General features: G+C 39.3%; 44 protein-coding genes. 42 read left to right on the top strand and 2 right to left on the bottom strand.

Features of this window, described 5'->3' with window-relative positions:
- Positions 1 to 44 precede the first annotated feature (44 nt).
- From tuf to U860_RS0117880, 40 genes are all read left to right on the top strand, one after another.
- Entirely contained in the window at positions 45 to 1,232 is a 1,188-nt protein-coding gene (gene tuf, locus U860_RS0118075; RefSeq protein ID WP_025149624.1) for an elongation factor Tu, read from the top strand.
- 400 nt (positions 1,233 to 1,632) lie between these two features.
- Positions 1,633 to 1,941: a 30S ribosomal protein S10 gene (gene rpsJ, locus U860_RS0118070; protein WP_001040595.1), complete on the top strand. Its 309-nt coding sequence runs from the start codon at positions 1,633 to 1,635 to the stop codon at positions 1,939 to 1,941.
- 34 nt (positions 1,942 to 1,975) lie between these two features.
- The gene (gene rplC, locus U860_RS0118065; protein WP_000160209.1) at positions 1,976 to 2,608 is read left to right on the top strand and encodes a 50S ribosomal protein L3; all 633 of its coding nucleotides are present in this window, start codon (positions 1,976 to 1,978) and stop codon (positions 2,606 to 2,608) included.
- Between the two features lie 25 nt (positions 2,609 to 2,633).
- On the top strand, positions 2,634 to 3,257 hold the full coding sequence (gene rplD / locus U860_RS0118060) for a 50S ribosomal protein L4 (protein WP_001127261.1): 624 nt from the start codon (positions 2,634 to 2,636) through the stop codon (positions 3,255 to 3,257).
- The gene (gene rplW, locus U860_RS0118055) at positions 3,257 to 3,547 is read left to right on the top strand and encodes a 50S ribosomal protein L23 (protein WP_001205559.1); all 291 of its coding nucleotides are present in this window, start codon (positions 3,257 to 3,259) and stop codon (positions 3,545 to 3,547) included. Before rplD ends, rplW begins: the two co-directional genes overlap by 1 nt.
- 28 nt (positions 3,548 to 3,575) lie before the next feature.
- Positions 3,576 to 4,406 carry a 50S ribosomal protein L2 gene (gene rplB, locus U860_RS0118050; RefSeq protein WP_000511585.1) on the top strand — a complete coding sequence of 277 codons (831 nt, stop codon included), beginning with the start codon at positions 3,576 to 3,578 and terminating at the stop codon, positions 4,404 to 4,406.
- Between the two features lie 60 nt (positions 4,407 to 4,466).
- Positions 4,467 to 4,745 (top strand): 30S ribosomal protein S19, encoded by a 279-nt coding sequence (rpsS, locus tag U860_RS0118045; RefSeq protein WP_000124452.1) that lies wholly within the window; start codon positions 4,467 to 4,469, stop codon positions 4,743 to 4,745.
- 17 nt (positions 4,746 to 4,762) lie between these two features.
- The gene (gene rplV, locus U860_RS0118040) at positions 4,763 to 5,104 is read left to right on the top strand and encodes a 50S ribosomal protein L22 (RefSeq protein ID WP_001148024.1); all 342 of its coding nucleotides are present in this window, start codon (positions 4,763 to 4,765) and stop codon (positions 5,102 to 5,104) included.
- Positions 5,105 to 5,107: 3 nt separating this feature from the next.
- On the top strand, positions 5,108 to 5,767 hold the full coding sequence (rpsC, locus tag U860_RS0118035) for a 30S ribosomal protein S3 (protein WP_000529958.1): 660 nt from the start codon (positions 5,108 to 5,110) through the stop codon (positions 5,765 to 5,767).
- A gap of 1 nt (position 5,768) precedes the next feature.
- Positions 5,769 to 6,203 (top strand): 50S ribosomal protein L16, encoded by a 435-nt coding sequence (gene rplP / locus U860_RS0118030; protein WP_000928969.1) that lies wholly within the window; start codon positions 5,769 to 5,771, stop codon positions 6,201 to 6,203.
- Entirely contained in the window at positions 6,193 to 6,393 is a 201-nt protein-coding gene (rpmC, locus tag U860_RS0118025; RefSeq protein ID WP_000855718.1) for a 50S ribosomal protein L29, read from the top strand. Before rplP ends, rpmC begins: the two co-directional genes overlap by 11 nt.
- 20 nt (positions 6,394 to 6,413) lie before the next feature.
- Positions 6,414 to 6,677, top strand: coding sequence for a 30S ribosomal protein S17 (rpsQ, locus tag U860_RS0118020; RefSeq protein WP_000004106.1), 264 nt, complete (start codon positions 6,414 to 6,416; stop codon positions 6,675 to 6,677).
- A 43-nt stretch (positions 6,678 to 6,720) separates the two neighbouring features.
- Positions 6,721 to 7,089 (top strand): 50S ribosomal protein L14, encoded by a 369-nt coding sequence (gene rplN, locus U860_RS0118015; RefSeq protein ID WP_000615912.1) that lies wholly within the window; start codon positions 6,721 to 6,723, stop codon positions 7,087 to 7,089.
- A gap of 38 nt (positions 7,090 to 7,127) precedes the next feature.
- Complete coding sequence (gene rplX / locus U860_RS0118010; protein WP_000558200.1) at positions 7,128 to 7,439, top strand: 50S ribosomal protein L24; 312 nt, start codon at positions 7,128 to 7,130, stop codon at positions 7,437 to 7,439.
- A 26-nt stretch (positions 7,440 to 7,465) separates the two neighbouring features.
- Entirely contained in the window at positions 7,466 to 8,005 is a 540-nt protein-coding gene (gene rplE, locus U860_RS0118005; RefSeq protein ID WP_002091528.1) for a 50S ribosomal protein L5, read from the top strand.
- A gap of 33 nt (positions 8,006 to 8,038) precedes the next feature.
- The gene (gene rpsN / locus U860_RS0118000; protein WP_001085700.1) at positions 8,039 to 8,224 is read left to right on the top strand and encodes a 30S ribosomal protein S14; all 186 of its coding nucleotides are present in this window, start codon (positions 8,039 to 8,041) and stop codon (positions 8,222 to 8,224) included.
- Positions 8,225 to 8,253: 29 nt separating this feature from the next.
- The gene (rpsH, locus tag U860_RS0117995; protein ID WP_000245511.1) at positions 8,254 to 8,652 is read left to right on the top strand and encodes a 30S ribosomal protein S8; all 399 of its coding nucleotides are present in this window, start codon (positions 8,254 to 8,256) and stop codon (positions 8,650 to 8,652) included.
- A gap of 32 nt (positions 8,653 to 8,684) precedes the next feature.
- Positions 8,685 to 9,224, top strand: coding sequence for a 50S ribosomal protein L6 (gene rplF, locus U860_RS0117990; RefSeq protein ID WP_002115328.1), 540 nt, complete (start codon positions 8,685 to 8,687; stop codon positions 9,222 to 9,224).
- Positions 9,225 to 9,255: 31 nt separating this feature from the next.
- Positions 9,256 to 9,618, top strand: coding sequence for a 50S ribosomal protein L18 (gene rplR, locus U860_RS0117985; RefSeq protein ID WP_000628818.1), 363 nt, complete (start codon positions 9,256 to 9,258; stop codon positions 9,616 to 9,618).
- Between the two features lie 21 nt (positions 9,619 to 9,639).
- Positions 9,640 to 10,140: a 30S ribosomal protein S5 gene (gene rpsE / locus U860_RS0117980; protein ID WP_000554646.1), complete on the top strand. Its 501-nt coding sequence runs from the start codon at positions 9,640 to 9,642 to the stop codon at positions 10,138 to 10,140.
- Between the two features lie 13 nt (positions 10,141 to 10,153).
- Positions 10,154 to 10,336, top strand: coding sequence for a 50S ribosomal protein L30 (rpmD, locus tag U860_RS0117975; RefSeq protein ID WP_001085231.1), 183 nt, complete (start codon positions 10,154 to 10,156; stop codon positions 10,334 to 10,336).
- A gap of 33 nt (positions 10,337 to 10,369) precedes the next feature.
- Positions 10,370 to 10,810, top strand: a complete 441-nt coding sequence (gene rplO, locus U860_RS0117970) for a 50S ribosomal protein L15 (protein ID WP_000766083.1) — start codon at positions 10,370 to 10,372, stop codon at positions 10,808 to 10,810.
- Positions 10,810 to 12,111: a preprotein translocase subunit SecY gene (gene secY, locus U860_RS0117965; RefSeq protein WP_000490118.1), complete on the top strand. Its 1,302-nt coding sequence runs from the start codon at positions 10,810 to 10,812 to the stop codon at positions 12,109 to 12,111. Before rplO ends, secY begins: the two co-directional genes overlap by 1 nt.
- 54 nt (positions 12,112 to 12,165) lie before the next feature.
- Entirely contained in the window at positions 12,166 to 12,816 is a 651-nt protein-coding gene (locus U860_RS0117960; protein WP_025149623.1) for an adenylate kinase, read from the top strand.
- Positions 12,816 to 13,562, top strand: coding sequence for a type I methionyl aminopeptidase (map, locus tag U860_RS0117955; protein WP_000582542.1), 747 nt, complete (start codon positions 12,816 to 12,818; stop codon positions 13,560 to 13,562). Before U860_RS0117960 ends, map begins: the two co-directional genes overlap by 1 nt.
- Before the next feature lie 68 nt (positions 13,563 to 13,630).
- Complete coding sequence (infA, locus tag U860_RS0117950) at positions 13,631 to 13,849, top strand: translation initiation factor IF-1 (protein ID WP_001029884.1); 219 nt, start codon at positions 13,631 to 13,633, stop codon at positions 13,847 to 13,849.
- 35 nt (positions 13,850 to 13,884) lie between these two features.
- Complete coding sequence (rpmJ, locus tag U860_RS0117945) at positions 13,885 to 13,998, top strand: 50S ribosomal protein L36 (RefSeq protein WP_000868344.1); 114 nt, start codon at positions 13,885 to 13,887, stop codon at positions 13,996 to 13,998.
- A gap of 21 nt (positions 13,999 to 14,019) precedes the next feature.
- The gene (gene rpsM / locus U860_RS0117940) at positions 14,020 to 14,385 is read left to right on the top strand and encodes a 30S ribosomal protein S13 (RefSeq protein WP_000090790.1); all 366 of its coding nucleotides are present in this window, start codon (positions 14,020 to 14,022) and stop codon (positions 14,383 to 14,385) included.
- 24 nt (positions 14,386 to 14,409) lie between these two features.
- Positions 14,410 to 14,799, top strand: a complete 390-nt coding sequence (rpsK, locus tag U860_RS0117935; RefSeq protein WP_000101797.1) for a 30S ribosomal protein S11 — start codon at positions 14,410 to 14,412, stop codon at positions 14,797 to 14,799.
- Positions 14,800 to 14,979: 180 nt separating this feature from the next.
- On the top strand, positions 14,980 to 15,924 hold the full coding sequence (locus U860_RS0117930) for a DNA-directed RNA polymerase subunit alpha (RefSeq protein ID WP_000569644.1): 945 nt from the start codon (positions 14,980 to 14,982) through the stop codon (positions 15,922 to 15,924).
- Between the two features lie 35 nt (positions 15,925 to 15,959).
- Positions 15,960 to 16,322, top strand: a complete 363-nt coding sequence (gene rplQ, locus U860_RS0117925; RefSeq protein ID WP_000331490.1) for a 50S ribosomal protein L17 — start codon at positions 15,960 to 15,962, stop codon at positions 16,320 to 16,322.
- A gap of 104 nt (positions 16,323 to 16,426) precedes the next feature.
- A complete protein-coding gene (locus tag U860_RS0117920; RefSeq protein ID WP_025149622.1) occupies positions 16,427 to 17,269 on the top strand; it encodes an energy-coupling factor ABC transporter ATP-binding protein in 843 nt (280 codons plus the stop codon).
- Entirely contained in the window at positions 17,245 to 18,126 is an 882-nt protein-coding gene (locus tag U860_RS0117915; RefSeq protein ID WP_025149621.1) for an energy-coupling factor ABC transporter ATP-binding protein, read from the top strand. Before U860_RS0117920 ends, U860_RS0117915 begins: the two co-directional genes overlap by 25 nt.
- A complete protein-coding gene (locus U860_RS0117910; protein WP_002175427.1) occupies positions 18,114 to 18,908 on the top strand; it encodes an energy-coupling factor transporter transmembrane protein EcfT in 795 nt (264 codons plus the stop codon). Before U860_RS0117915 ends, U860_RS0117910 begins: the two co-directional genes overlap by 13 nt.
- 14 nt (positions 18,909 to 18,922) lie before the next feature.
- Positions 18,923 to 19,666: a tRNA pseudouridine(38-40) synthase TruA gene (gene truA / locus U860_RS0117905; RefSeq protein ID WP_025149620.1), complete on the top strand. Its 744-nt coding sequence runs from the start codon at positions 18,923 to 18,925 to the stop codon at positions 19,664 to 19,666.
- Between the two features lie 152 nt (positions 19,667 to 19,818).
- On the top strand, positions 19,819 to 20,256 hold the full coding sequence (gene rplM / locus U860_RS0117900) for a 50S ribosomal protein L13 (protein ID WP_001260793.1): 438 nt from the start codon (positions 19,819 to 19,821) through the stop codon (positions 20,254 to 20,256).
- 21 nt (positions 20,257 to 20,277) lie between these two features.
- Complete coding sequence (rpsI, locus tag U860_RS0117895; RefSeq protein ID WP_000079986.1) at positions 20,278 to 20,670, top strand: 30S ribosomal protein S9; 393 nt, start codon at positions 20,278 to 20,280, stop codon at positions 20,668 to 20,670.
- A 162-nt stretch (positions 20,671 to 20,832) separates the two neighbouring features.
- Entirely contained in the window at positions 20,833 to 21,261 is a 429-nt protein-coding gene (locus tag U860_RS0117890; RefSeq protein ID WP_002175425.1) for a DUF2521 family protein, read from the top strand.
- A 66-nt stretch (positions 21,262 to 21,327) separates the two neighbouring features.
- Positions 21,328 to 22,041: an N-acetylmuramoyl-L-alanine amidase CwlD gene (cwlD, locus tag U860_RS0117885; RefSeq protein ID WP_002175424.1), complete on the top strand. Its 714-nt coding sequence runs from the start codon at positions 21,328 to 21,330 to the stop codon at positions 22,039 to 22,041.
- Positions 22,042 to 22,185: 144 nt separating this feature from the next.
- The gene (locus tag U860_RS0117880; protein ID WP_002175423.1) at positions 22,186 to 23,253 is read left to right on the top strand and encodes an Mrp/NBP35 family ATP-binding protein; all 1,068 of its coding nucleotides are present in this window, start codon (positions 22,186 to 22,188) and stop codon (positions 23,251 to 23,253) included.
- Positions 23,254 to 23,318: 65 nt separating this feature from the next.
- Here the strand turns inward: U860_RS0117880 and gerD are convergent, their stop codons facing one another.
- Positions 23,319 to 23,921, bottom strand: coding sequence for a spore germination lipoprotein GerD (gene gerD, locus U860_RS0117875; protein WP_029953023.1), 603 nt, complete (start codon positions 23,919 to 23,921; stop codon positions 23,319 to 23,321).
- A 139-nt stretch (positions 23,922 to 24,060) separates the two neighbouring features.
- Between gerD and kbaA the strand changes: the two genes are divergently transcribed.
- A complete protein-coding gene (gene kbaA / locus U860_RS0117870) occupies positions 24,061 to 24,672 on the top strand; it encodes a KinB signaling pathway activation protein KbaA (protein WP_025149619.1) in 612 nt (203 codons plus the stop codon).
- Positions 24,673 to 24,777: 105 nt separating this feature from the next.
- Here kbaA and pdaB read toward each other — a convergent pair whose 3' ends face one another.
- A complete protein-coding gene (gene pdaB / locus U860_RS0117865) occupies positions 24,778 to 25,542 on the bottom strand; it encodes a polysaccharide deacetylase family sporulation protein PdaB (RefSeq protein ID WP_025149618.1) in 765 nt (254 codons plus the stop codon).
- A 192-nt stretch (positions 25,543 to 25,734) separates the two neighbouring features.
- On the opposite strand from pdaB, the gene U860_RS0117860 reads away from it, so the two are divergent.
- Positions 25,735 to 25,953, top strand: a complete 219-nt coding sequence (locus tag U860_RS0117860) for a hypothetical protein (protein ID WP_025149617.1) — start codon at positions 25,735 to 25,737, stop codon at positions 25,951 to 25,953.
- Positions 25,954 to 26,088: the final 135 nt, after the last annotated feature.

The raw sequence follows: 26,088 nt of genomic DNA, 5'->3' as shown, positions 1-26,088 counted from the left end.
GTCTAAATATAAAATAACCTATATAAACTAAGGAGGAATTTAGAATGGCTAAAGCTAAATTCGAACGTTCTAAACCCCATGTTAACATCGGTACAATCGGCCACGTTGACCATGGTAAAACTACATTAACTGCTGCGATCACTACAGTTCTTGCAAAAGCTGGTGGTGCTGAAGCACGCGGATACGATCAAATCGACGCTGCTCCAGAAGAAAGAGAGCGCGGAATCACAATCTCAACTGCACACGTTGAGTACGAAACTGAAACTCGTCACTATGCACACGTTGACTGCCCAGGTCACGCTGACTATGTTAAAAACATGATCACTGGTGCTGCTCAAATGGACGGCGGTATCTTAGTAGTATCTGCTGCTGATGGCCCAATGCCTCAAACACGTGAGCACATCCTTCTTTCTCGTCAAGTAGGTGTTCCTTACATCGTTGTATTCTTAAACAAATGCGACATGGTAGACGACGAAGAATTATTAGAATTAGTTGAAATGGAAGTTCGCGACCTATTATCTGAATACGGATTCCCAGGCGACGATATTCCTGTAATTAAAGGTTCTGCTCTTAAAGCTCTTCAAGGAGAAGCTGAGTGGGAAGCAAAAATCATCGAATTAATGACTGAAGTTGATGCTTACATCCCAACTCCAGAACGTGAAACTGACAAACCATTCTTAATGCCTATCGAGGATGTATTCTCTATCACAGGTCGTGGTACAGTTGCAACTGGTCGTGTTGAGCGCGGTATCGTTAAAGTTGGTGACGTAGTAGAAATCATCGGTCTTGCTGAAGAGAATGCTTCTACAACTGTAACTGGTGTAGAAATGTTCCGTAAGCTTCTTGACCAAGCTCAAGCTGGAGACAACATCGGTGCTCTACTTCGTGGAGTTGCTCGTGAAGACATCCAACGTGGACAAGTTCTTGCTAAAACTGGCTCTGTAAAAGCACACGCTAAATTCAAAGCTGAAGTTTTCGTATTATCTAAAGAAGAAGGTGGACGTCACACTCCATTCTTCGCTAACTACCGTCCACAGTTCTACTTCCGTACAACTGACGTAACTGGTATCATCCAATTACCAGAAGGTACTGAAATGGTAATGCCTGGTGACAACATCGAAATGACTATCGAACTTATCGCTCCAATCGCTATCGAAGAGGGAACTAAATTCTCTATTCGTGAAGGTGGACGTACAGTAGGTTACGGTGTAGTTGCAACTATCGTTGAGTAATCTTAACTGATATATAAAACCCAAGGGATCTTCCCTTGGGTTTTTTGTTTGTGTTTATATAATGAATGAGATCATTTTATTTATGTTTTGACGAGTTTCTTCTATAATAATATAAATTCAACAAACTCAAAACCCAAAAACTGTAAAATCAATTCTGTTAGATGAAAACTTGATATTCTTTAAAGTGCCATGTATAATAGCAAAAGTAGAGAAAAGCAGATGCAAACAAAAAGATGCTTGCATCTAGACGAATAACATTGTATAATAGACAATGTTGGTCTTTGACTGCGATGAAGTGGAAGGTTGCTGACACACCCGGCCGCTTTGCCATGGCATGGTGTGGGGAAATTTCCATGGAGAAGGTCTATTTTAGAAATAGGCGAACGAAGGAGGGAAAATAATGGCAAAAGAAAAAATTCGTATCCGTTTAAAAGCTTATGATCACCGTATTCTTGATCAATCAGCTGAGAAAATTGTAGAAACAGCTAAGCGTTCTGGGGCAACAGTTTCTGGTCCGATCCCATTACCAACTGAGAAGACTATTTACACAATTCTTCGTGCTGTTCATAAGTACAAAGATTCTCGTGAGCAATTCGAAATGCGCACACACAAACGTTTAATCGATATCGTGAGTCCTACTCCACAAACAGTAGATTCATTAATGCGTTTAGACTTACCATCTGGTGTAGATATCGAAATCAAACTATAATTTATATAACTTAAAAATGTAGGAGGTGTAACTCATGACCAAAGGAATCTTAGGAAGAAAGATCGGTATGACTCAAGTATTTGCTGAGAACGGTGAGTTAATCCCAGTAACGGTAATCGCTGCTAATCCAAACGTTGTTCTTCAAAAGAAAACAACTGAAACTGATGGCTACAATGCAATCCAGTTAGGATTTGAAGACAAACGTGAAAAGTTAACTAACAAACCTGAACAAGGCCACACTGCTAAAGCATCTACAACTCCTAAGCGCTTCATTCGCGAAATCCGCGATGCAGACGTGGACGGATTAGAGGTTGGTCAAGAGGTAAAAGTTGAAGTTTTCGCTGCAGGTGAAATCGTTGACGTAACAGGAATTTCTAAAGGTAAAGGTTTCCAAGGTGTAATTAAACGCCACGGACAATCTCGCGGACCTATGTCTCATGGTTCTCGCTATCACCGTCGTCCAGGTTCAATGGGCCCAGTTGCTCCGAACCGTGTATTCAAAGGCAAAAAACTTGCTGGACGTATGGGTGGAGACCAAGTTACTATCCAAAACTTAGAAATCGTTCAAGTTGACACTGAGCGCAACTTATTACTAGTAAAAGGTAACGTTCCAGGTGCTAAGAAATCTCTTGTAGTTGTTCAAGGCGCTGTGAAGGTTAGCAAATAATTCACAATAGGAAGGAGGAATTCCAATGCCAAAAGTTACTGTATATAACCAAACTGGTTCACAGGTTGGTGAAATCGAATTAGCTGAAGCTATTTTCGGTATCGAACCAAATGAAGCTGTACTTTTCGAAGCTGTAATGATGCAACGTGCGTCTTTACGTCAAGGTACACACAAAGTAAAAACTCGCTCTGAAGTTCGCGGTGGTGGTCGTAAACCATGGCGTCAAAAAGGAACTGGACGTGCTCGTCAAGGTTCTATCCGCTCTCCTCAATGGCGTGGTGGTGGTACGGTATTCGGACCTACACCAAGAAGCTATGCGTACAAACTTCCTAAGAAAGTTCGTCGTTTAGCAATCAAATCTGCATTAGCTACTAAAGTAGTTGAGAACAACATTGTAGTTCTTGAAGACCTAGTGTTAAATGCACCAAAAACAAAAGACATGGTAGCAGTACTTAAAGGATTAACTGTTGAGAAGAAAGCTCTTATCGTAACTGCTGATGCAAACGAATCTGTAGAGTTATCTGCTCGCAATATCCCTGGAGTAACAGTAATCACTGCTGATGGCGTAAACGTGCTAGATGTGCTTCATCATGATAAGCTAATCATGACAAAAGCGGCAGTGGAAAAAGTAGAGGAGGTGCTTGCATAATGAGAGATCCTCGTGATATCATTAAGCGCCCAGTTATCACTGAACGTTCTATGGAAATGATGGCTGAAAAAAAATACACGTTCGACGTGGACGTTAAATCTAATAAAACAGAAGTTAAAGACGCTGTAGAAGCGATCTTTGGTGTTAATGTAGACAAAGTAAACATCATGAACTACAAGCCGAAAGCAAAACGCGTTGGTCGTCACGCTGGTTTTACTAGCCGTCGTCGTAAAGCAATCGTTAAGCTAACTGCTGACAGCAAAGAAATCGAAATCTTCCAAGGCGTTTAATTCTTACTAAAGAAGGAGGGAAATTGAGATGGGAATTAAAAAGTATAATCCAACTACTAACGGTCGTCGTAACATGACTACGAATGATTTCGCTGAAATCACGACTGACAGACCGGAAAAGTCTTTACTTGCTCCTTTAAGCAAAAAGGCTGGTCGTAATAACCAAGGTAAAATTACTGTACGTCATCAAGGTGGCGGACATAAGCGTCAATACCGTATCATCGACTTTAAGCGTAACAAAGATGGAATTCCAGGACGCGTTGCTACGATCGAATACGATCCAAACCGCTCTGCGAATATCGCATTAATTAACTACGTTGACGGTGAAAAACGTTACATTCTTGCTCCTAAAACTTTAGAAGTAGGTATGGAAGTTATGTCTGGCCCAGAGGCTGACATCAAAGTCGGTAACGCATTACCATTAATCAACATTCCAGTAGGTACTGTTGTTCATAACATCGAGCTTAAGCCTGGTCGTGGCGGACAATTAGTTCGTTCTGCTGGTACATCTGCTCAAGTACTTGGTAAAGAAGGTAAATACGTACTTGTACGTTTAACTTCTGGTGAAGTACGTCTTGTATTATCTGCTTGTCGCGCTTCAATCGGTCAAGTAGGTAACGAACAACACGAGCTTATCAAAATCGGTAAAGCTGGTCGCTCTCGCTGGTTAGGTAAACGCCCAACAGTTCGTGGTTCTGTAATGAACCCGGTTGATCACCCACACGGTGGTGGTGAAGGACGTTCTCCAATCGGACGTAAGTCTCCAATGTCTCCATGGGGTAAACCAACTCTTGGATTCAAGACTCGTAAGAAAAACAAAGCGTCTGATAAATTTATCGTTCGTCGTCGTAAAAAATAATGGGATTGTAGTACGGTTCATTTCTAGAACCGTACGCCAATCACGAAGGGAGGCACCAAAATGGCTCGTAGCTTAAAAAAAGGACCATTTGTCGATGATCACTTAATGAACAAAATGGAAAAATTAGTTGCATCTGAGCAAAAACAAGTTGTTAAAACTTGGTCTCGCCGTTCAACAATCTTCCCTCAGTTCATCGGGCACACAATCGCTGTATATGATGGTCGTAAACACGTACCTGTGTACATCACTGAGGATATGGTTGGCCATAAGTTAGGTGAATTTGCACCAACTCGTACGTATAAAGGTCACCTTGCTGACGATAAGAAAACTAGAAGATAATGAGAGGAGGCACTTCAATGCAAGCTAAAGCAGTAGCGAGAACAGTTCGTATTGCTCCTCGTAAAGTTCGTTTAGTAGTAGACTTAATCCGAGGTAAGCAAGTGGGTGAAGCGATTGCTATCCTTAACCACACACCAAAAACTGCTTCTCCAGTTGTAGAAAAAGTTTTAAAATCTGCAATCGCAAATGCAGAGCACAATTATGAGATGGACATTAACAACCTAGTTGTTGAAAAAGTTTTCGTTGACGAAGGTCCAACGTTGAAACGTTTCCGTCCACGTGCAATGGGTCGTGCAAGCCAAATTAACAAACGCACAAGCCACATCACAGTTGTGGTATCAGAAAAGAAGGAGGGATAATCGATGGGTCAAAAGGTTAATCCAATTGGTCTTCGTGTCGGCGTTATCCGTGACTGGGAATCTCGTTGGTTCGCTGAGAAAGATTACGCTACATTATTACATGAAGACATCAAAATCCGTGAGTACATTACTGTACGCTTAAAAGATTCTGCTGTTGCTAAAGTAGAAATCGAACGTGCAGCAAATCGTGTAAATGTTACAATTCACACTGCAAAACCTGGTATGGTAATTGGTAAAGGTGGTACTGAAGTTGAAGCACTTCGTAAAGCTCTTAACCAATTAACAGGCAAGCGTGTACACATCAACATTTTAGAAGTTAAGAGAGCTGATCTTAACGCTAAATTAGTAGGCGAAAACATCGCTCGTCAATTAGAAAACCGTGTATCATTCCGTCGTGCACAAAAGCAAGTTATTCAACGTGCTATGCGTGCAGGTGCTAAAGGTATTAAAACACAGGTTTCTGGTCGTCTTGGCGGAGCTGATATCGCTCGTGCAGAATCTTACAGTGAAGGAACTGTTCCACTTCATACACTTCGCGCTGATATTGACTATGCAGCAGTTGAAGCTGATACAACATACGGTAAATTAGGCGTAAAAGTATGGATCTACCGTGGAGAAGTCCTTCCTACAAAAAAGAAAGCTTCTGAGGAAGGAGGAAAATAATATGTTAATGCCAAAACGCGTAAAATATCGTAGAGAGCATCGTGGTAAAATGCGTGGTCGTGCAAAAGGTGGAACTGAAATTGCTTTCGGTGAATTCGGTTTACAAGCACAAGCTGCTTCATGGATTACAAACCGTCAAATCGAAGCTGCTCGTCGTGCAATGACTCGTTACATGAAACGTGGCGGTAAAGTATGGATTAAAATTTTCCCTTCTAAGCCTTACACTGCAAAACCTCTAGAAGTACGTATGGGTTCCGGTAAAGGGGCACCAGAAGGCTGGGTAGCAGTAGTAAAACCTGGGAAAATTATGTTCGAAATCGCGGGTGTATCTGAAGAGGTAGCACGCGAAGCATTACGTCTTGCAGCTCACAAGTTACCTGTGAAATGTAAATTCGTAAAACGTGAAGAAAATGGTGGTGAATCTAATGAAAACTAATGATATTCGTGAATTAACCACTGCCGAAATCGAAACAAAAGTTAAAGCTTTAAAGGAAGAATTGTTCAATCTTCGCTTCCAACTTGCTACAGGACAATTAGAGAATCCAACTCGCATCCGTGAAGTGCGTAAAGCGATTGCTCGCATGAAAACTGTAGTTCGTGAAAGAGAGATCGGAATTAATCGATAAATTGAGGGGAGGTTTGCATAGTGAGCGAACGTAACCAACGCAAAGTTTATACTGGTCGTGTTGTGTCTGATAAAATGGACAAAACGATTACAGTTTTAGTTGAAACTTACAAAACTCATTCCTTGTACGGAAAACGTGTTAAGTATTCTAAGAAGTACAAAGCCCATGATGAGCAAAACCAAGCGAAACTTGGCGATATCGTTAAAATCATGGAAACTCGCCCGCTTTCTGCTACTAAGCGTTTCCGTTTAGTTGAAATCGTTGAAGAAGCGGTTATTATCTAAATAGACGAATCGGAATTTTTAGTCCGAAGGGAGGTTTCATAACATGATCCAACAAGAATCTCGTTTGAAAGTTGCTGACAACTCTGGTGCACGTGAACTTTTAACAATTAAAGTATTAGGCGGCTCTGGTCGTAAATATGCTAACATTGGTGATATTATCGTTGCTACGGTAAAACAAGCAACACCAGGTGGCGTTGTTAAAAAAGGTGACGTTGTTAAGGCAGTAGTGGTACGTACGAAGAGCGGAGCTCGTCGTCCGGACGGTTCTTATATCAAATTTGATGAAAACGCAGCGGTTATCATTAAAGACGATAAGAGCCCACGTGGTACTCGTATCTTCGGACCAGTAGCTCGTGAATTACGTGATAGCAACTTCATGAAGATCGTTTCTTTAGCTCCAGAAGTTCTATAATTTAAGGTATTGCCTTGCTAAGGAGGTGCAGAATTAAGATGCATGTAAAAAAAGGTGATAAAGTACAGGTAATCACTGGTAAAGACAAAGGAAAACAAGGTGTTATCCTTGTGGCTTTCCCAAAGCAAAACCGTGTTATCGTTGAGGGTGTTAACATCGTTAAAAAACACTCTAAGCCATCTCAATTAAATCCACAAGGTGGAATTATTACGAAAGAAGCACCTATTCACGTTTCTAATGTTATGATATTAGATCCGAAAACAGGCGAACCTACTCGCGTAGGCTTCAAAGTAGAAGATGGTAAAAAAGTTCGTATTGCAAAAAAATCTGGTGAATTATTAGATAAATAATTTTCTTAAGAAAGGAGGTCACTTCATTGAATCGCCTTAAAGAGAAGTTCCAAAAGGAAATTACTCCTGCTCTAATGAGCAAGTTTAACTATAAATCTGTGATGGAAGTACCGAAAATCGAAAAGATCGTAATCAACACTGGTGTTGGTGACGCGGTATCTAACTCAAAAGCTTTAGACAATGCAGTAGAAGAATTAACTCAAATCGCAGGTCAAAAACCTGTTGTAACTCGCGCTAAAAAATCAATCGCTGGTTTCCGTCTTCGTGAAGGTATGCCAATCGGTGCGAAAGTAACTTTACGCGGACAACAAATGTATGAGTTCTTCGACAAATTAGTATCAGTTTCTTTACCACGTGTACGTGATTTCCGTGGTGTTTCTAAGAAATCATTCGATGGTCGTGGGAACTACACATTAGGTGTTAAAGAGCAACTTATTTTCCCTGAGATCGATTATGATAAAGTAAGCAAAGTCCGCGGTATGGACATCGTAATCGTTACTACAGCGAAAACTGATGAAGAAGCTCGTGAACTTTTAACACAATTCGGTATGCCATTCCAAAAATAATGGAAGCCAACGCTAAGTAGAGGAGGCGAAAACGTGGCTAAAAAATCTATGATAGCGAAACAAAAGCGTACTCCTAAGTTTAAAGTACAAGAGTATACACGTTGCGAACGCTGCGGTCGTCCGCATTCTGTATACCGCAAATTTAAACTTTGCCGTATTTGTTTCCGTGAACTTGCATATAAAGGTCAAATTCCTGGTGTTAAAAAAGCTAGTTGGTAAAACCCACAAATGGGAAGGAGGTAAAACACATGGTGATGACAGATCCAATTGCAGACATGCTTACTCGCATCCGTAATGCGAACATGGTACGTCATGAGAAATTAGAGGTTCCTGCTTCTAAAATCAAAAAAGAGATCGCTGAACTTTTAAAACGTGAAGGTTTCATTCGTGATGTAGAATACATCGAGGATAACAAACAAGGTATCCTTCGTATTTTCCTGAAATATGGTGCAAACAATGAACGTGTAATCACTGGATTAAAACGTATCAGTAAACCTGGCTTACGCGTTTACGCTAAAGCTGATGAAGTACCACGTGTACTTAACGGATTAGGTATCGCTCTTGTTTCTACATCTAAGGGAGTAATGACAGACAAAGACGCTCGTCAATTACAAACTGGTGGAGAAGTAGTAGCATACGTTTGGTAATATATATTTAAAACGAACGGAGGTGTGACCACATGTCTCGTATTGGTAAAAAGATTCTTGAAATCCCTGCAGGTGTTACTATTACAATTGCAGAAGACAATACTGTAACAGTAAAAGGCCCTAAAGGTGAATTAACTCGTACATTCAATGCTGATATGTCTATCAAAATTGAAGAAAATACACTAACAGTTGAGCGTCCATCTGAACAGAAGGAACACCGTGCATTACACGGTACAACTCGTGCTTTAATCGGAAACATGGTTGAAGGTGTAACTGCAGGTTTCGCACGCGGACTTGAATTAGTCGGTGTTGGTTACCGTGCTCAAAAACAAGGAGATAAACTTGTATTAAGCGTAGGTTATTCTCATCCAGTAGAAATGACTCCGGAAGCAGGTCTTGAAGTTGAAGTACCTGCACCAACTAAAATCGTAATTAAAGGTATCGACAAGCAACGTGTTGGCGAATTTGCTGCTAACATCCGTGCTGTACGTGCTCCTGAGCCATATAAAGGTAAAGGTATTCGTTACGAAGGCGAAGTTGTTCGTCGTAAAGAAGGTAAAACTGCTAAGTAAACCCGTTAGGTGAGAGAAAGGAGTGACAAGAATGATCACTAAAGCTGATAAAAATGCGACTCGTAAGAAAAGACATGCGCGTGTACGTGCTAAACTTACTGGTACTGCAGAACGTCCACGTTTAAACGTGTTCCGTTCTAACCAACATATTTACGCTCAAGTTATTGATGATGTAAATGGTGTAACGTTAGTAAGTGCATCTACTCTTGATAAAGACCTTGCTCTTAACGGTACTAGCAATACTGAAGCTGCTACGAAAGTTGGAGAATCAGTTGCTAAGCGTGCTGTAGAGAAAGGCGTTAAAGAAGTAGTATTTGATCGCGGTGGTTACTTATACCATGGCCGTGTTAAAGCTCTAGCTGAAGCTGCTCGTGAGGCTGGATTACAATTTTAATGGTCAAAGGAGGGAAAATTGATGCATCGCATTGACCCAAGTAAATTAGAACTTGAAGAACGTGTAGTTACGATAAATCGTGTCGCGAAAGTTGTTAAGGGTGGTCGTCGTTTCCGCTTTGCTGCACTAGTTGTAGTTGGCGATAAAAACGGTCATGTTGGATTCGGTACTGGTAAAGCACAAGAGGTACCAGACGCAATTCGCAAAGCTATCGAAGACGCTAAGAAAAACTTAATCGCTGTACCATTAGTTGGTACAACAATTCCACACACAATCAACGGTCATTTTGGAGCTGGTGAAGTATTCTTAAAACCTGCTGCTGAAGGTACTGGTGTTATTGCTGGTGGACCTGTTCGTGCGGTACTTGAATTAGCTGGTGTACAAGATATTCTTTCGAAATCTCTTGGTTCTAACACACCAATCAACATGATTCGCGCTACTGTGAACGGATTAAGCGAACTTAAGCGCGCTGAAGATGTTGCAAAATTACGCGGTAAATCTGTAGAAGAGCTACTAGGTTAAGGAGGGAAAACAAATGGCGAAAAAGTTAGAAATTACCCTCACTCGTAGTGTAATTGGTCGTCCACAAGATCAACGTGCGACGGTAGAAGCTTTAGGTCTTAAAAAGTTGAATTCAACTGTAGTTAAGGAAGAAACTCCTGCTATTCTTGGTATGATCAACAAAGTTTCTCACCTTATAACTGTAAAAGAAGCTTAAGGATAACTCATTAATATAAGGAGGTGCCTGGGAATGAAACTTCATGAATTAAAACCTGCAGAAGGTTCTCGTAAAGTACGTAACCGTGTCGGTCGTGGTATCGGTTCTGGTAACGGTAAAACTGCTGGTAAAGGTCATAAAGGACAAAACGCACGTTCTGGCGGCGGTGTTCGTCTTGGCTTCGAAGGTGGTCAAACTCCATTATTCCGTCGTTTACCAAAACGCGGCTTCACAAACATTAACCGTAAAGAGTTTACTATTGTAAACTTATCAACGTTAAATCGTTTTGAAGATGGTACAGAAGTAACACCTGAATTATTGCTGGAAACTGGCGTTATCAGCAAATTAAACGACGGTGTTAAAATTCTTGCAAGCGGAGCAGTAGAGAAAAAATTAACTGTTAAAGCGCACAAGTTCTCTTCAAGTGCTAAAGAAGCAATTGAAGCAGCTGGCGGATCAGTTGAGGTGATCTAATGTTTCGTACAATCTCCAACTTTATGCGCGTTGCTGAGATAAGACGTAAAATATTATTCACTTTAGCGATGTTAATCGTATTCAGGATTGGCACGTTTATCCCAGTGCCATTTACAAATGGAGACGTACTGAAAGCACAAGACCAATTAAATGCTTTAGGTATCCTAAATACATTTGGCGGTGGCGCCTTGAAAAACTTCTCCATCTTCGCGATGGGAATCATGCCGTATATTACAGCATCCATCATCGTGCAATTATTGCAGATGGATGTTGTTCCTAAATTTTCGGAATGGTCGAAGCAAGGTGAAATGGGCCGTCGTAAACTAACGCAATTCACGCGTTACTTTACAATTGTTCTTGCGTTTATTCAGGGGTTTGGTATGTCAATCGGTTTTAACGGTATGGTAGGTGGACAATTAATTTTGAATCCAGGTTGGAGCACTTATTTATACATTGCTACGGTACTGACTGCTGGTACTGCATTTTTAATGTGGTTAGGTGAACAGATTACAGCTAAAGGTGTAGGTAATGGTATTTCCATCCTTATCTTTGGTGGTATTGCCGCAGCGATCCCAAGTGTTATATCTCAAGTGTATCAACAACAGTTTCAAAATATCGGAGATCAATTGTTCATGAGTATCGTTAAAGTTGCATTGATTTTACTAGCTGTGCTAGCGGTTATTGTTGGTGTTATTTTCATTCAACAGGCTGTTAGAAAGATCCCAATTCAATATGCGAAGCGTGTAACAGGAGGGAATGGGAATCATGCTGGAGCACAAAACACACATTTACCGCTTAAGGTAAATAGTGCGGGTGTTATTCCAGTCATTTTTGCTGTTTCATTCTTAATTACGCCTCCAACTATTGCACAGTTCTTCCCGAAACATGATGTATCGCAGTGGATTATTGCAAACTTTAACTATTCTCACCCAGTGGGAATGATCATATATGTTGCGCTCATTGTAGCCTTCACATATTTCTATGCATTTGTTCAGGTTAATCCAGAGCAAATGTCAGAGAATCTAAATAAGCAAGGTGGATATGTTCCAGGTATTCGTCCGGGTAAGAATACGGAACAATATCTAACAAAAATCTTGTATCGTTTGACCTTTGTAGGATCAATTTTCCTAGCAGCGATTGCAATTCTACCAGTTATCTTTACGAAATTGGGAAATCTTCCTCCATCTGCACAGATTGGCGGAACGAGTATGTTAATCGTTGTCGGCGTTGCTTTAGAAACAATGAAGCAGCTAGAAAGCCAATTAGTAAAACGCCATTACAAAGGGTTTATCAAGCAGTGAGTAAGTGGGAAGAATTATCTTCCCTACATGCTCATGTACTGAGGGGGAACAAGGATGAACTTAATTTTAATGGGGCTTCCTGGTGCTGGTAAAGGTACACAAGCCGAACAGATTGTTGCCAAGTATAACATCCCTCACATCTCAACAGGAGATATGTTCCGTGCAGCTATGAAGGCTGAAACTGAACTTGGTTTACAAGCGAAATCTTTTATTGATAAAGGTGCGCTTGTTCCAGATGAAGTTACAATCGGAATTGTTCGTGAACGTTTAAGTCAAGAAGACTGTATTAAAGGATTCTTACTAGATGGTTTCCCACGAACTGTTGCACAAGCATCAGCTCTTGAAGAGATTATGAAAGATCTTGGCAAAAAAATCGACTATGTTTTAAACATTAATGTGGATTCAGGGTTGTTATTAAAGCGCCTTACAGGCCGTCGCATTTGTAAAGAGTGCGGTGCGACTTACCACTTAGAATTCAATCCGCCAGCAAAAGCTGACGTGTGCGATAAATGTGGTGGCGAATTATATCAACGCTCTGATGACAATGAAGAAACTGTAGCAAATCGTCTAGATGTAAATATTAAGCAAACAAAACCTTTGCTTGATTTCTACGAGGAGCTTGGTTACTTACAAAGCATTAATGGTGAGCAAGATATCAATAAAGTATTTGCTGATATCGATGTTCTCATCGGAGGCTTAGCGTAATGATCATCTGCAAAACTCCTCGCGAGATAGAAATCATGCGAGAAGCTGGCAGGATCGTTGCTTTAACTCATCAAGAGTTGAAACAGCATATTACTCCAGGAATTACAACGAAAGAGCTCGATCAAATAGCGGAAAAGACGATTCGAAAATATGGTGCTACGCCATCTTTTAAAGGATACAACGGATTTCCGGGGAGCATATGTGCTTCTGTAAATGAAGAGCTTGTACACGGGATTCCAGGGAAGCGTAAGCTCGAAGAGGGCGATATCATCAGTATCGATATTGGTGCAAAATACAATGGGTACCATGGAGATTCTGCATGGACGTATCCAGTTGGAAACATTTCTGAATCTGTTCAAAAGCTACTTGATGTCACAGAAAAATCGTTGTATCTTGGTCTAGAACAAGTAAAACCAGGCGAAAGATTATCAAATATCTCACATGCGGTTCAAACCCATGCTGAAGAGAATGGATTCTCGATCGTTAGGGAGTATGTTGGTCACGGAATCGGGCAAGACTTACATGAGGACCCTCAAATCCCGCACTATGGTCCACCAAATAGAGGCCCTAGATTAAAGCCGGGAATGGTCATCTGTGTCGAGCCGATGGTGAATCAAGGAAGACGATATGTAAAAACACTATCTGATGACTGGACAGTGGTAACGGTAGATGGTAAATGGTGTGCCCACTTTGAGCACACGATTGCTCTTACAGAAGCAGGATACGAAATCCTTACCACTTTATAAGTAGCTGGCTCTCCGGTATTTCAGAGCAGTGTAAAATGTTACTGATTTGAAGAAGGGAGAACTATTGAATGGCTAAAGATGATGTAATTGAAGTCGAAGGTACCGTTCTTGAAACGTTGCCAAATGCTATGTTCAAAGTAGAATTAGAGAATGGGCATGTCGTATTGGCTCACGTTTCTGGTAAAATCCGTATGAACTTCATTCGTATTTTACCAGGAGACAAAGTTACGGTAGAATTATCTCCGTACGATTTAAATCGTGGTCGTATTACGTACCGTTTTAAATAATATAGCACTCCGTAATCTTTAAGGAGGTTCGAGACATGAAAGTAAGACCGTCAGTTAAACCAATCTGCGAAAAATGTAAAGTTATTCGTAGACGTGGAAAAGTAATGGTTATTTGTGAAAACCCTAAACATAAACAAAAACAAGGTTAATCAGAAGGAGGTGCATTCGGAATGGCACGTATCGCAGGTGTAGATATTCCTCGTGACAAGCGCGTTGTTATTTCTTTAACTTACGTATTCGGCATTGGTCGCACAACTGCTGAAAAAATTCTTACTGAAGCTGGTATTTCTTCAGAAACACGAGTTCGTGATTTAACGGAAGACGAATTAGGACGTATCCGTGATATCATCGATCGTATTAAAGTTGAGGGAGACCTTCGTCGTGAAGTATCTCTTAACATTAAACGTCTAATGGAGATCGGTTCTTACCGTGGTCTTCGTCACCGTCGTGGCTTACCAGTTCGTGGTCAAAACTCTAAAAACAATGCTCGTACACGTAAAGGTCCACGTCGTACAGTAGCAAATAAAAAGAAATAATAAGTAAAGGAGGTTGAACTAACAATGGCACGTAAAACAAACACTCGTAAAAAACGTGTGAAAAAGAATATTGAAGCTGGTATAGCTCATATTCGTTCTACTTTCAACAACACAATCGTAACACTTACAGATACTCACGGTAACGCACTTTCTTGGTCTAGTGCTGGTGCACTTGGTTTCCGTGGATCTCGTAAATCTACTCCATTCGCTGCGCAAATGGCTGCTGAAGCTGCTGCTAAAGTTGCAATGGAGCACGGTTTAAAAACTTTAGAGGTTACTGTTAAAGGTCCTGGTGCTGGTCGTGAAGCTGCAATTCGTGCTCTTCAAGCTGCAGGTCTAGAAGTAACAGCAATTAGAGATGTTACTCCAGTTCCTCATAATGGATGTCGTCCACCAAAACGTCGTCGTGTGTAATTTTTCTGTATAGAATTTTCCCTTTTGTCTATAATGGATATGATGCATTATCGAGAAATTTCGTACAGAAACATCGCTTGTTGTGCACAATCGGGAACTGCCTAAGGGGGACTTTCGGTTAAACAGGGGTTTGTCCTTTGTTTAACCGGGGTTTCGACGTTTTGAAGGAGGGTTTAGTTAATGATTGAAATCGAAAAACCGAAAATCGAAACGGTTGAACTTAACGAAGATGCTAAGTATGGCAAATTCGTGATTGAACCGCTTGAGCGTGGATATGGTACTACTTTGGGTAACTCCTTACGTCGTATTCTTTTATCCTCACTCCCTGGTGCCGCTGTAACTGCCATCCAAATCGATGGCGTTTTACACGAATTTTCAACAGTTGAGGGCGTAGTAGAGGACGTTACGACGATCATCTTAAACTTGAAAAAGTTAGCTCTTAAAATCTACTCTGAAGAAGAGAAGACGTTGGAAATCGATGTACAGGGCGAAGGTATTGTCACAGCTGCTGATATTACTCACGATAGTGATGTAGAAATCTTAAATCCAGATTTACACATTGCGACGTTAGCAAAAAATGCGCATTTCCGCATGCGTTTAACTGCAAAGCGTGGCCGTGGGTATACGCCAGCTGATGCAAATAAAAGCGAAGATCAACCAATAGGAGTAATTCCTATTGATTCTATTTATACTCCAGTATCACGTGTAACTTACCAAGTGGAAAAGACACGTGTCGGACAAGTGGCTAATTATGATAAGCTTACGCTTGATGTATGGACGGATGGAAGCATCGGGCCAAAAGAAGCTATCTCTTTAGGTGCCAAAATCTTAACTGAGCATTTAAATATCTTTGTTGGTTTAACTGATGAAGCACAAAATGCTGAGATTATGGTCGAGAAGGAAGAAGATCAAAAAGAGAAAGTTCTTGAGATGACTATCGAAGAACTAGATCTTTCTGTTCGTTCTTATAATTGCCTAAAACGTGCAGGAATTAATACTGTACAAGAGCTTGCGAACAAAACAGAAGAAGATATGATGAAAGTTCGTAACTTAGGACGTAAATCCTTAGAAGAAGTTAAACATAAACTTGAGGAATTAGGTTTAGGTTTACGTAAAGACGACTGAGGATTTAAACCCATCAACAAAGGAGGGAACTACGAATGGCATACAGAAAATTAGGCCGTACAAGTGCGCAACGTAAAGCTATGTTACGTGACTTAGCTACTGATTTAATTATCAACGAGCGCATCCAAACGACAGAAACTCGTGCAAAAGAACTTCGTTCTGTAGTGGAAAAAATGATCACTTTAGGTAAACGCGGAGATCTTCATGCTCGTCGTCAAGCAGCAGCTTTCATCCGTAATGAAGTTGCTAACGCTGAGACTGGTCAAGATGCACTTCAAAAATTATTCGCTGATGTAGCTCCACGCTATGCTGAGCGCCAAGGCGGATACACTCGTATTGCAAAAATTGGTCCACGTCGCGGAGACGCAGCACCAATGGTAATTATCGAGTTAGTATAATGATGATTAAAAGGGCAGGACAGTTCTTTTCAAGTAACTGGTCATGGCCCTTTTTTTTTAAATAAAAAAATAGGCTAACTTGGCGAAGGAAAGGGTGCCTTGTATTGAAAAAAGAGAAACTTCGGACAGAAAATATATCATTTCAATATCCTGGGGCAGCCTCTTATGCATTAAAAGATGTTTCATTTTCCTTATATGAAGGAGAATGGGTATCTGTTATTGGACAAAACGGTTCAGGGAAGTCTACACTTGCAAAATTATTGAATGGTTTGTTTTTGCCGGAATCAGGGACAATTACTGTAAATGATACAATGGTTTTATCGGAGGAAACGGTATGGGATGTTCGAAAACAAATTGGGATGGTATTTCAAAATCCTGATAATCAATTTGTTGGAACGACAGTACAAGATGATGTTGTATTTGGCTTAGAGAATATTGGAATGCCAAGAGAGCAGATGGTAGAAAGATTAGAACAGGCTCTGCAACTTGTCCGTATGGAAGATTTTCTTAATGATGAACCCCATTCGTTATCTGGTGGACAAAAGCAACGAGTCGCAATAGCAGGCGTTTTAGCACTTCAGCCATCTATTTTAATATTAGATGAAGCAACGTCAATGCTAGACCCTCAAGGGAGACGTGAAGTAGTAGAAACGGTTAGACAACTTGTTAATCAAAAAGGTATTACTGTGTTATCAATTACACACGATTTAGAAGAAGCGGCACAGTCAGACCGTGTCATTATTTTAAACAAGGGAGAAATATTAGAGGAAGGAACTCCAGAACAAATTTTCAGGTCCTCTCATATGCTCCAAGAAATAGGGTTAGATGTACCGTTTTCAGTAAAAATAGCAGAATTATTAAAAAGAAATGAAATTCTCTTGCAAAATACGCATCTTACAATGGAAAGCTTGGTGAACGAACTTTGGAGATTACATTCCAAAAAGTAGAACATCGTTATCAGTATAAAACTCCATTTGAAAGACGTGCACTTTATGATGTAGACGTGTCGTTTCCAAGTGGGGGCTATTATGCCATTATCGGTCATACTGGTTCAGGTAAGTCGACGATGATTCAACATTTAAATGGTTTATTGCAGCCGACAAATGGTACGGTTCAAATTGGTGAACATTTAATTTCAGCAGGGAAGAAAGAGAAGAAGCTTAAGCCGCTACGAAAAAAAGTAGGGGTTGTCTTTCAGTTCCCAGAACATCAGCTATTTGAAGAGACGGTTGAGAAGGATATTTGTTTTGGGCCTACTAATTTTGGTGTATCTGAAGAAGTGGCAAAGCAAAAGGCGAAAGATGCAATCCAACTTGTTGGATTGGACATAGAGTTATTAGCACGTTCTCCGTTTGAATTAAGCGGTGGGCAAATGAGACGTGTCGCAATAGCGGGCGTACTTGCGATGGAACCCGAAGTGCTTGTATTGGATGAACCTACAGCAGGGCTTGACCCGAAAGGACAGCACGAGCTTATGGAGATGTTTTATAATTTGCATAAGGAACAGGGGCTTACAGTCATTCTTGTTACCCATAATATGGAGGATGCCGCTAAGTATGCAGATCAAATTGTGGTCATGCATAAAGGAACGGTCTTTTTGCAAGGAAGAGCGGAGGAAGTATTTTCACATGCTGATGAATTAGAACAAATTGGTGTGGATCTTCCGATGTCTTTAAAGTATAAACGTGCAATTGAAGAGAAGTTTGGTATTTCAATTTCGAAGGCTACCTTATCTTTAGAGGATCTTACTCATGAAGTTGTACAGGTGTTACGAAAAGGTGGTCATGAATCATGCAGCAGTTGATTATTGGGAGATACATTCCAGGTCAGTCACTCATTCATCAACTTGATCCTCGTACGAAGCTGTTGATTGTCTTTTTATATGTATTTGTTGTTTTCTTAGCAAATAATGCGATTTCATATGGATTTTTATTTTTATATGCACTCATTGCTTTATTTTTTGCAAAAGTGCCGATTCGTTATGTACTTTCGGGCTTAAAACCAATTTTATGGATTTTTCTTTTTACATTTTTCCTGCATATTTTTACAAATAAAGAAGGGGATGTACTATTCCAGCTTGGTTGGTTTTCAATACATGAAAAAGGATTAGAGCAAGGGATATACATTTCTATACGATTCTTCGTTATTATTTTAATGACGACATTATTAACGTTAACAACGACACCAATTGAGATTACAGATGGTTTGGAGACGTTATTAAAACCATTGAAGCGTATAAAGGTTCCTGTTCATGAAATCGCATTAATGATGTCTATTTCTCTTCGTTTTATCCCGACATTAATGGATGAAACGAGTAAAATTATGAAAGCACAAGCGTCACGTGGTATTGATTTTGCCGGAGGTCCGATAAAAGATAGGATGAAAGCAATTATCTCATTACTCGTTCCACTTTTTATTAGTGCTTTTAAGCGTGCTGAGGACTTAGCGATTGCGATGGAAGCTCGTGGATATCAAAATGGCGAAGGACGCACTAAATTTAGGCAACTACGCTGGAAAACAAGCGATACAGTAACGATTATAAGCTTACTTTGTTTAGCTTGTATTTTGGCATGGGTGCGATCGTAATGGAGAATAGAGAAATGGAAAGAATAAAATGTACAGTTGCATATGATGGCATTCATTTTTGTGGTTACCAAATTCAGCCACAGCATCGTACTGTTCAACAAGAAATAGAGAAGGCATTGCAGAAGTTGCATAAAGGAGAGCTTGTTCGTGTTCAGGCATCAGGCAGAACGGATTCTACCGTTCACGCGAAAGGACAAGTTATACACTTTGATACACCTTTGTCTCTTGAAGAGTGGCAATGGAGTAATGCTTTAAATACAATGTTGCCAGATGATATTGTTATCAGGCAGGTAGAGAAGAAAACAGAAGAATTTCATGCACGTTACGGTGTCGAGAAAAAAGAATATCGCTATCGTGTATTATTATCAAAGACTGCGGATGTATTCCGTAGAAATTACGTATATCAATATCCATATTCACTTGAAATAGAATCGATAAGAAAAGCAATTCCTTATTTTATCGGGACTCATGATTTTACTTCTTTTTGTTCGGCAAAAACTGACAAAATAGATAAAGTGCGAACAATTTATGAAATCGAGTTAATTGAGCAAGACGATGAATTAATTTTTCGTTTTGTAGGTAATGGATTTTTATATAATATGGTCAGAATTATTGTTGGTACGTTACTTAGTGTAGGACAAGGAAAGCTTGATCCTGATAGAATTCCAGAGATTTTAGCGAAACAAAATCGCCAGTTCGCTGGAAAGATGGCTCCAGGTCATGGACTTTACTTATGGCAGGTAAACTATAACAACTAATCCTGGTGTAACATTTGCTTGACATTAGAAACTCAAAAGTATATCATAACATATGGTATTGTTTCTAAAACCACGATTAGCCCCGGAAGGAAATCGTGTTTAAGATAAACAATAGATTTTTTCTATGGAAAAGATAACGAGGAGGGAAACACATGCGTACGACTTTTATGGCAAAAGCTAACGAAGTTGAGCGTAAATGGTATGTGGTTGACGCTGAAGGTCAAACTTTAGGTCGCCTAGCTAGTGAAGTAGCATCCATTTTACGTGGTAAAAACAAACCTACATTTACACCACACGTTGACACGGGTGATCATGTAATTATTATTAACGCTGAGAAAATTCATTTAACAGGTAATAAATTAAACGATAAAATTTACTACCGTCACACTAACCACCCAGGTGGACTTAAGCAAAGAACAGCTCTAGAAATGCGTACAAACTACCCTGTACAAATGTTAGAGCTTGCAATTAAAGGCATGCTTCCAAAAGGACGTTTAGGACGTCAAGTTTCTAAGAAACTAAACGTGTATGCTGGAGCAGAGCATCCACACCAAGCACAAAAACCAGAAGTTTACGAACTTCGCGGATAATTAATTAAAGGAGGGCTTACTTTGGCACAGGTTCAATACTATGGCACTGGACGTCGTAAGAGTTCAGTAGCGCGCGTACGCCTAGTTCCAGGCGAAGGACGCGTTATCATTAACGGTCGTGATTTTGAAAACTATATCCCATTTGCTGCATTACGTGAAGTAGTGAAACAACCTCTAGTTGCAACAGAAACTTTAGGTAACTACGATGTACTTGTAAACGTAAATGGTGGTGGATACACTGGTCAAGCTGGTGCTATTCGTCACGGTATTTCTCGCGCTTTATTAAAAGCTGATCCAGAATACCGTCTAACACTAAAACGTGCAGGTCTATTAACTCGTGACGCACGTATGAAAGAGCGTAAAAAATACGGTCTTAAAGGCGCACGTCGTGCACCTCAGTTCTCAAAACGTTAATTTTTGCGAACTTCAAACCCCAACCATTTTGGTTGGGGTTTTTTTATGTTTAATTCCTCTTTTGTATTTTTTGTAGTTTGGAATATTTTAGTGCTATCGTCCTACGTATGCTTCTTCTTTAGAGGTTTAGACTAATACGTATTAGGGAGGTTTATAAGTACTATGAATGTCATTGTCAACTTACAAGAAAAACAAAAAGAAAAGCAGTTAAAATACGAGCGGAAGATGCTGCGAGAATTATCATTAAAAACATTACGTTCAAATATTCGTGATGCTTTTCATATGCAAGAGCTTCATCGTCAGTATGAAGATTATTGTATTGAATTAGGGATAGAATCTTATTTGTTAGGAGCGAGATACAGTAAATTTGGTTATTATGGTGAATCATTCTTTGATGTGAAATATAGAGCATTAGAGGAAGAACAACAATTAACTGAAACACTATTTCAATTTTTAACAAGTATGACTATACGAGAAATTAAATTAAATGATGAGGAATTACTTTATGAATCTTGCCAGCAGTTTATCGGCTTGTGGTGGCAGGAAGGATATGAAAAAGGTGAAAGAAGATATCGATTAAAGCTACACTAAGACAAGCATAAACTTTCCTCTTGTCCCATATAAGTAATTAGAGGGACTAGCTGGAGGAGGAAAGGTATGAAGAGAATTCGAATTATCTCTTTTGCGCTCGCTGCGGTTGTTTTGTTTTTTTTAGTCAAACAAGAATTTCAAATTACAAAATCGTGGCGAGCTTGGAATTTACCCTTATCAGGGAAAGTAATTGTATTGGATGCTGGGCATGGTGGACCAGACGGAGGGGCTGTTGGTGGAAAGGATATTGTAGAAAAAGATATTACACTTGAGATTACAAAAAAGGTACAAGATTATTTACAAGAACAAGGTGCTTTAGTTATTTTAACACGTGAGGGAGATTATGATTTAGCTAACAAAGATACAAAGTCATATAGTAGACGTAAAGCAGAGGATTTAAAAAGGCGTGTAGAGATCATTAATAAGCCTGATGTAGACTTTTTTGCAAGTATCCATTTAAATGCTCTAACTAGTGGTGGATCCAAAGGCGCACAAACGTTCTATTACCGTTCTTTAATTGAAAATGAACGGGCTGCGAAATTTATACAAGCTGAATTGAGAACAAGCTTAGAAAATACGAATCGTTCTGCTAAAACAATTCCTCACGTGTACTTATTGAAGTATGCGAAAACACCGGGTGCTTTAATTGAGGCTGGCTTTTTATCGAATGTGAATGAAAGATATATGTTAAATTCGGAGAAATATCAGCAAAAAGTAGCAGCTGCAATATATCGTGGTATATTACGTTATTTTACGGAAAAGGGAAATCCTCCAGAATAAGGAGGATTTTTTCGAGTTTCTCTCGTTAACGAAGTTTTCCGAAAATATGTTATACTGGGAATGTAAACGCATTTATTTCAAAAATAAAGAGAGATAAATTCAATTAACATTACGTTATTTTTCATACAGGGGGCTGGGCTAATTATGGTAACAAAAGAGCAAGTAGTGGAAGCGTTGGAAGGGATTGTAGATCCGTTTTTACATAAAACGTTAAAAGAAACAAATGCAATTAAAGAGGTAACAGTCAAGCCTGAGAAGGAACATGTAAGTGTTAAAATTGCAATTGTAAAAACAGGTACAGCGGAACAAATGCAGTTGCAGTCTGGAATTGTAAAGTTAGTAAAAGAACTTGGAGCAGCAACAGTTGGACTTCGTTTCGCAGAATTTACAGAAGAGGAATTAGCTCAGTTTGCACCACCGCAAGAAGAAGAGAAAAGTGAATCTTTATTATCACCAAACTCAAAAACAACATTTTTAGCAGTGGCAAGTGGAAAAGGTGGGGTAGGAAAATCGACTGTTTCCGTTAACCTTGCAATTGCTTTAGCTCGTTTAGGGAAAAAAGTCGGTATCATTGATGCAGATATTTACGGTTTTAGTGTACCGGATATGATGGGTATAGAAAAACGTCCAATCGTAAGAGGCGATAAGATAATTCCAGTGGAGCGTCTAGGTGTGAAAGTAATCTCAATGGGATTCTTTGTAGAAGATAATGCGCCTGTTATTTGGAGAGGACCTATGCTTGGAAAAATGTTAAATCACTTCTTCACAGAAGTAGAATGGGGTGATTTAGATTACTTAGTATTAGATTTACCACCAGGTACAGGTGATGTTGCGTTAGATGTGCATTCGATGTTGCCGTCTTGTAAAGAGATTATTGTAACAACGCCGCATCCAACAGCAGCGTTTGTAGCAGCGCGCGCTGGAGCGATGGCTTTACGTACAGAACATAGCATTCTTGGTGTCGTTGAAAATATGGCATACTTTGAAAGTAAAGCAACTGGTGAGAAAGAGTATGTGTTTGGAAGAGGCGGAGGAGACAAACTAGCTACAGAATTGCAAACGGATGTACTTGGCCGAATTCCACTCCAACAACCTGATTGGAATAAAGAAGACTTTGCGCCGTCAGTATATGAAGATACACATACAACGGGTCTCATTTATCGTGCGATAGCTGAGACAGTTATTGATAAAACGGCCGTTACACAAAAGTAAAGTAATAATGAGTGGGCAATACATACATTGTCCACTCATTATTATAATTATTATTTTTACTGTTGCTATTTGTTTCCACCTTGAGAACCACCTTCACCGCCTTTTTTAGCAGATCCGCCTTTTTCGGCTTTTTGCACACCTTTACTAATGATATCAATCATTTTAGTTTGGAAGAGTGGACTTTCAGCGGTTTCGGTTAGTACTTGTTGTAAATATTGACGATATTCTTTACTCTTCATTGTTTGTAACATGATTTTTTCTACTTCAGGATTCTTCATAATCTCTATAACACCTGATTGGTATTCAGGATCTTTAAGTAAAGTTTTCATCAAGTTTGTTTGTTCTTTTCCCATACTTTTAGCAAATTTCGATGAGAACTCAGGGTCTTTAAAGAGTTTTTCCCAGAATTGTTGCCCTTTGTCGGATACCATCGCATCTTCTATCGTTTTCTTTACTACCGTTTCATCTAGTATGAGTGCTTGTTTCATTTTTTCATCCGTTAATACATCTTGGATTGCTTTTTTTCCTTGATCGGTTTTTAAAATATCAACAATCATTTTCTTTGTTTGATCGTAATCTAGTTCAGATTTCGTTTCTTTTCCTTGTGCACATGCTACTAGTGCGAAAAGTAAAAGAGAAGAAATCAAAACGAGCAGCATCCGTTTCATAAGTTGGAGCTCCTTTCAGCACAGTTCTCTTTTTTTAATATAAATATCTTTAAGGAATTTATACATGAACATGGCTAGCTTTTTGAAATTGTCATTGATACAATTTAATTAGAAATATAAGAATAATGGGGGATGTGTTGTGAATAGCCGCAAGTGGGTACGACTATTTTTAACGACGTTGTTTCTTGGTGGGATTAGCACAGTCTTTATTGGATTTGTTTTGGAGTGGGACAAGTACGCTAAATTTTTTCAAAATTTCGACGTTAAAGAGATTTTAGCGATTTCTTTTTGGTTGATGGGCGTAGGATTTATTTTTAGTGTTATAAGTCAAATGGGATTCTTTGCATATTTAACAATCCATCGTTTTGGACTAGGGATGTTCCGGTCATCTTCTTTATGGAATGCAGTACAGCTTTTCTTTATTGCGTTCGTATTGTTTGATTTTGTTTATTTAAGGTCAGTACTTATTGCAAATGGGGAAGTTTCATTGGGGAATAACATACTTGTTGCTGGCATCTTATTTGTATTTGGAGCGATTGTCGCTTACGTAAAGAGTAAAGAAACGAACAAAAAAGCTTTTGTGCCCGCTCTGTTTTTTATGGTTGTTGTAACAATTCTTGAGTGGGTACCAGCGCTTCGGATTAATGATACAGATTGGTTATATTTAATGGTTATACCACTTCTATTATGTAATGCATATCAGTTGCTTGTATTACATCGTTTAATAGGACAGACGAGTAAAACCGCTTAATTTAAAGAGCGGACGAAGAGTTTTAATTGGCTGAATAAAAAAGCTCTACTATCTTAACGTAAGATAGTAGAGTTTTTTATGCGTGAAGAACTGTTTGGAATTGAACTACTTTATATCTTCACTTTTCGTACTAGTGTTGGATATAAGTTGTGATACAGATGTTTGTTCATAACCGTCACTCTTTAATTTTTGTAAGAGTAGTGGTAAAGCTTTATTTGTTTGAAGGGCAGAATCGGAAGCGTGTAATAAGATGATATCTCCGCCCTTCAAATTGCTAGAGACGGTGGAAACGATGCTATTTACGCCGGGATTTTTCCAGTCATTTGAATCGTTACTCCAATGGACGATAGTGTATCCGAGTGATTCTGCTATTTTAAGGGTTGTTTTGTTAAAGTCTCCACTGGGTGGACGTAATAGCTTGACTTGTTTTACACCAAGCTTCGTAAAAACATCTTGTGCTCGCAAAAGATCTCTTCGTATTTCATTTGCTTCTAGTGAAGTGTAGGACGTGTAATTATAGCCCATACTACCAATCTCATGTCCGTCTTTCATGATGCGTTCGACAATATCAGGGTGTCGTTCGGCCCATGCAGCAGAGAGAAAGAAGGTTGCATTCTTAATTTCTCTTTCTTTGAGTGTATCAAGGATTGGAATAGCTTTTCTGTCTCCCCAACTAATGTCGAACGTGAATGCAACTTGTTTTTTAGCGGTGTCCCCTTTGTAAATTACTTTAGGACCAGTAGCAGTTGAAAAAGCAAATTCATGTGAATATGTTTTTAAAAAGAGTAGCCATGCTGTAAATAAGGAAAGTACGACTATTAAGCTAATGTGTTTAAATGTTCTTTTACTCGTAATAAAAAAGAAAAACATAATATTACGCCCCTTTGTCCAATCCTTTTCAGTTACATATATGCTTTAAATAAAAAAAAGAGAACAAGGGATTAATATCGTAAGTGATGGATATAATGAATGATAGTATTTTGGTTTTTCAGTGATGTGTTATTGATAAGTGAAAACGAGCGGGACTTTTATTATTACGTAAGGAACTATTGGGGTGATGATTTGCTTGGGCTTATGTTGACGAAGGAAGAGAAAAAAGAAATGGAATACATATTGAAGAGAGAGCTAGAGGAACTTTTATTTGATTTTGAAGATGAGCATATACATAGCGTTGTAAAAAAGGCGATGGAAGAAAGATATAAAATCATTTTTTGTTTATTTCGGAGAGTTGCTAATACAGAAGAATGTATTCGTTATGTAAGAAAAAGAATTTTTTATTAAAAAGTGTTGACGTTAAGGATAAGTATATGATAAATTAATAAACGTCGCTGATGCGGAAACGCAGAAAACGACAAAAAAGAAATTGAAAAACTTAGTTGACATCGGAAAACGAAGATGTTAACATAAGGAAGTCGC

The organism is Bacillus sp. H1a, from assembly GCF_000633475.1.
In the GTDB taxonomy this organism is placed as follows: Bacteria; Bacillota; Bacilli; order Bacillales; family Bacillaceae_G; genus Bacillus_A; species Bacillus_A paramycoides.
The sequence above is the reverse complement of the archived record's forward strand: the minus strand, read 5'-3'. Positions and strand labels throughout refer to the sequence as shown.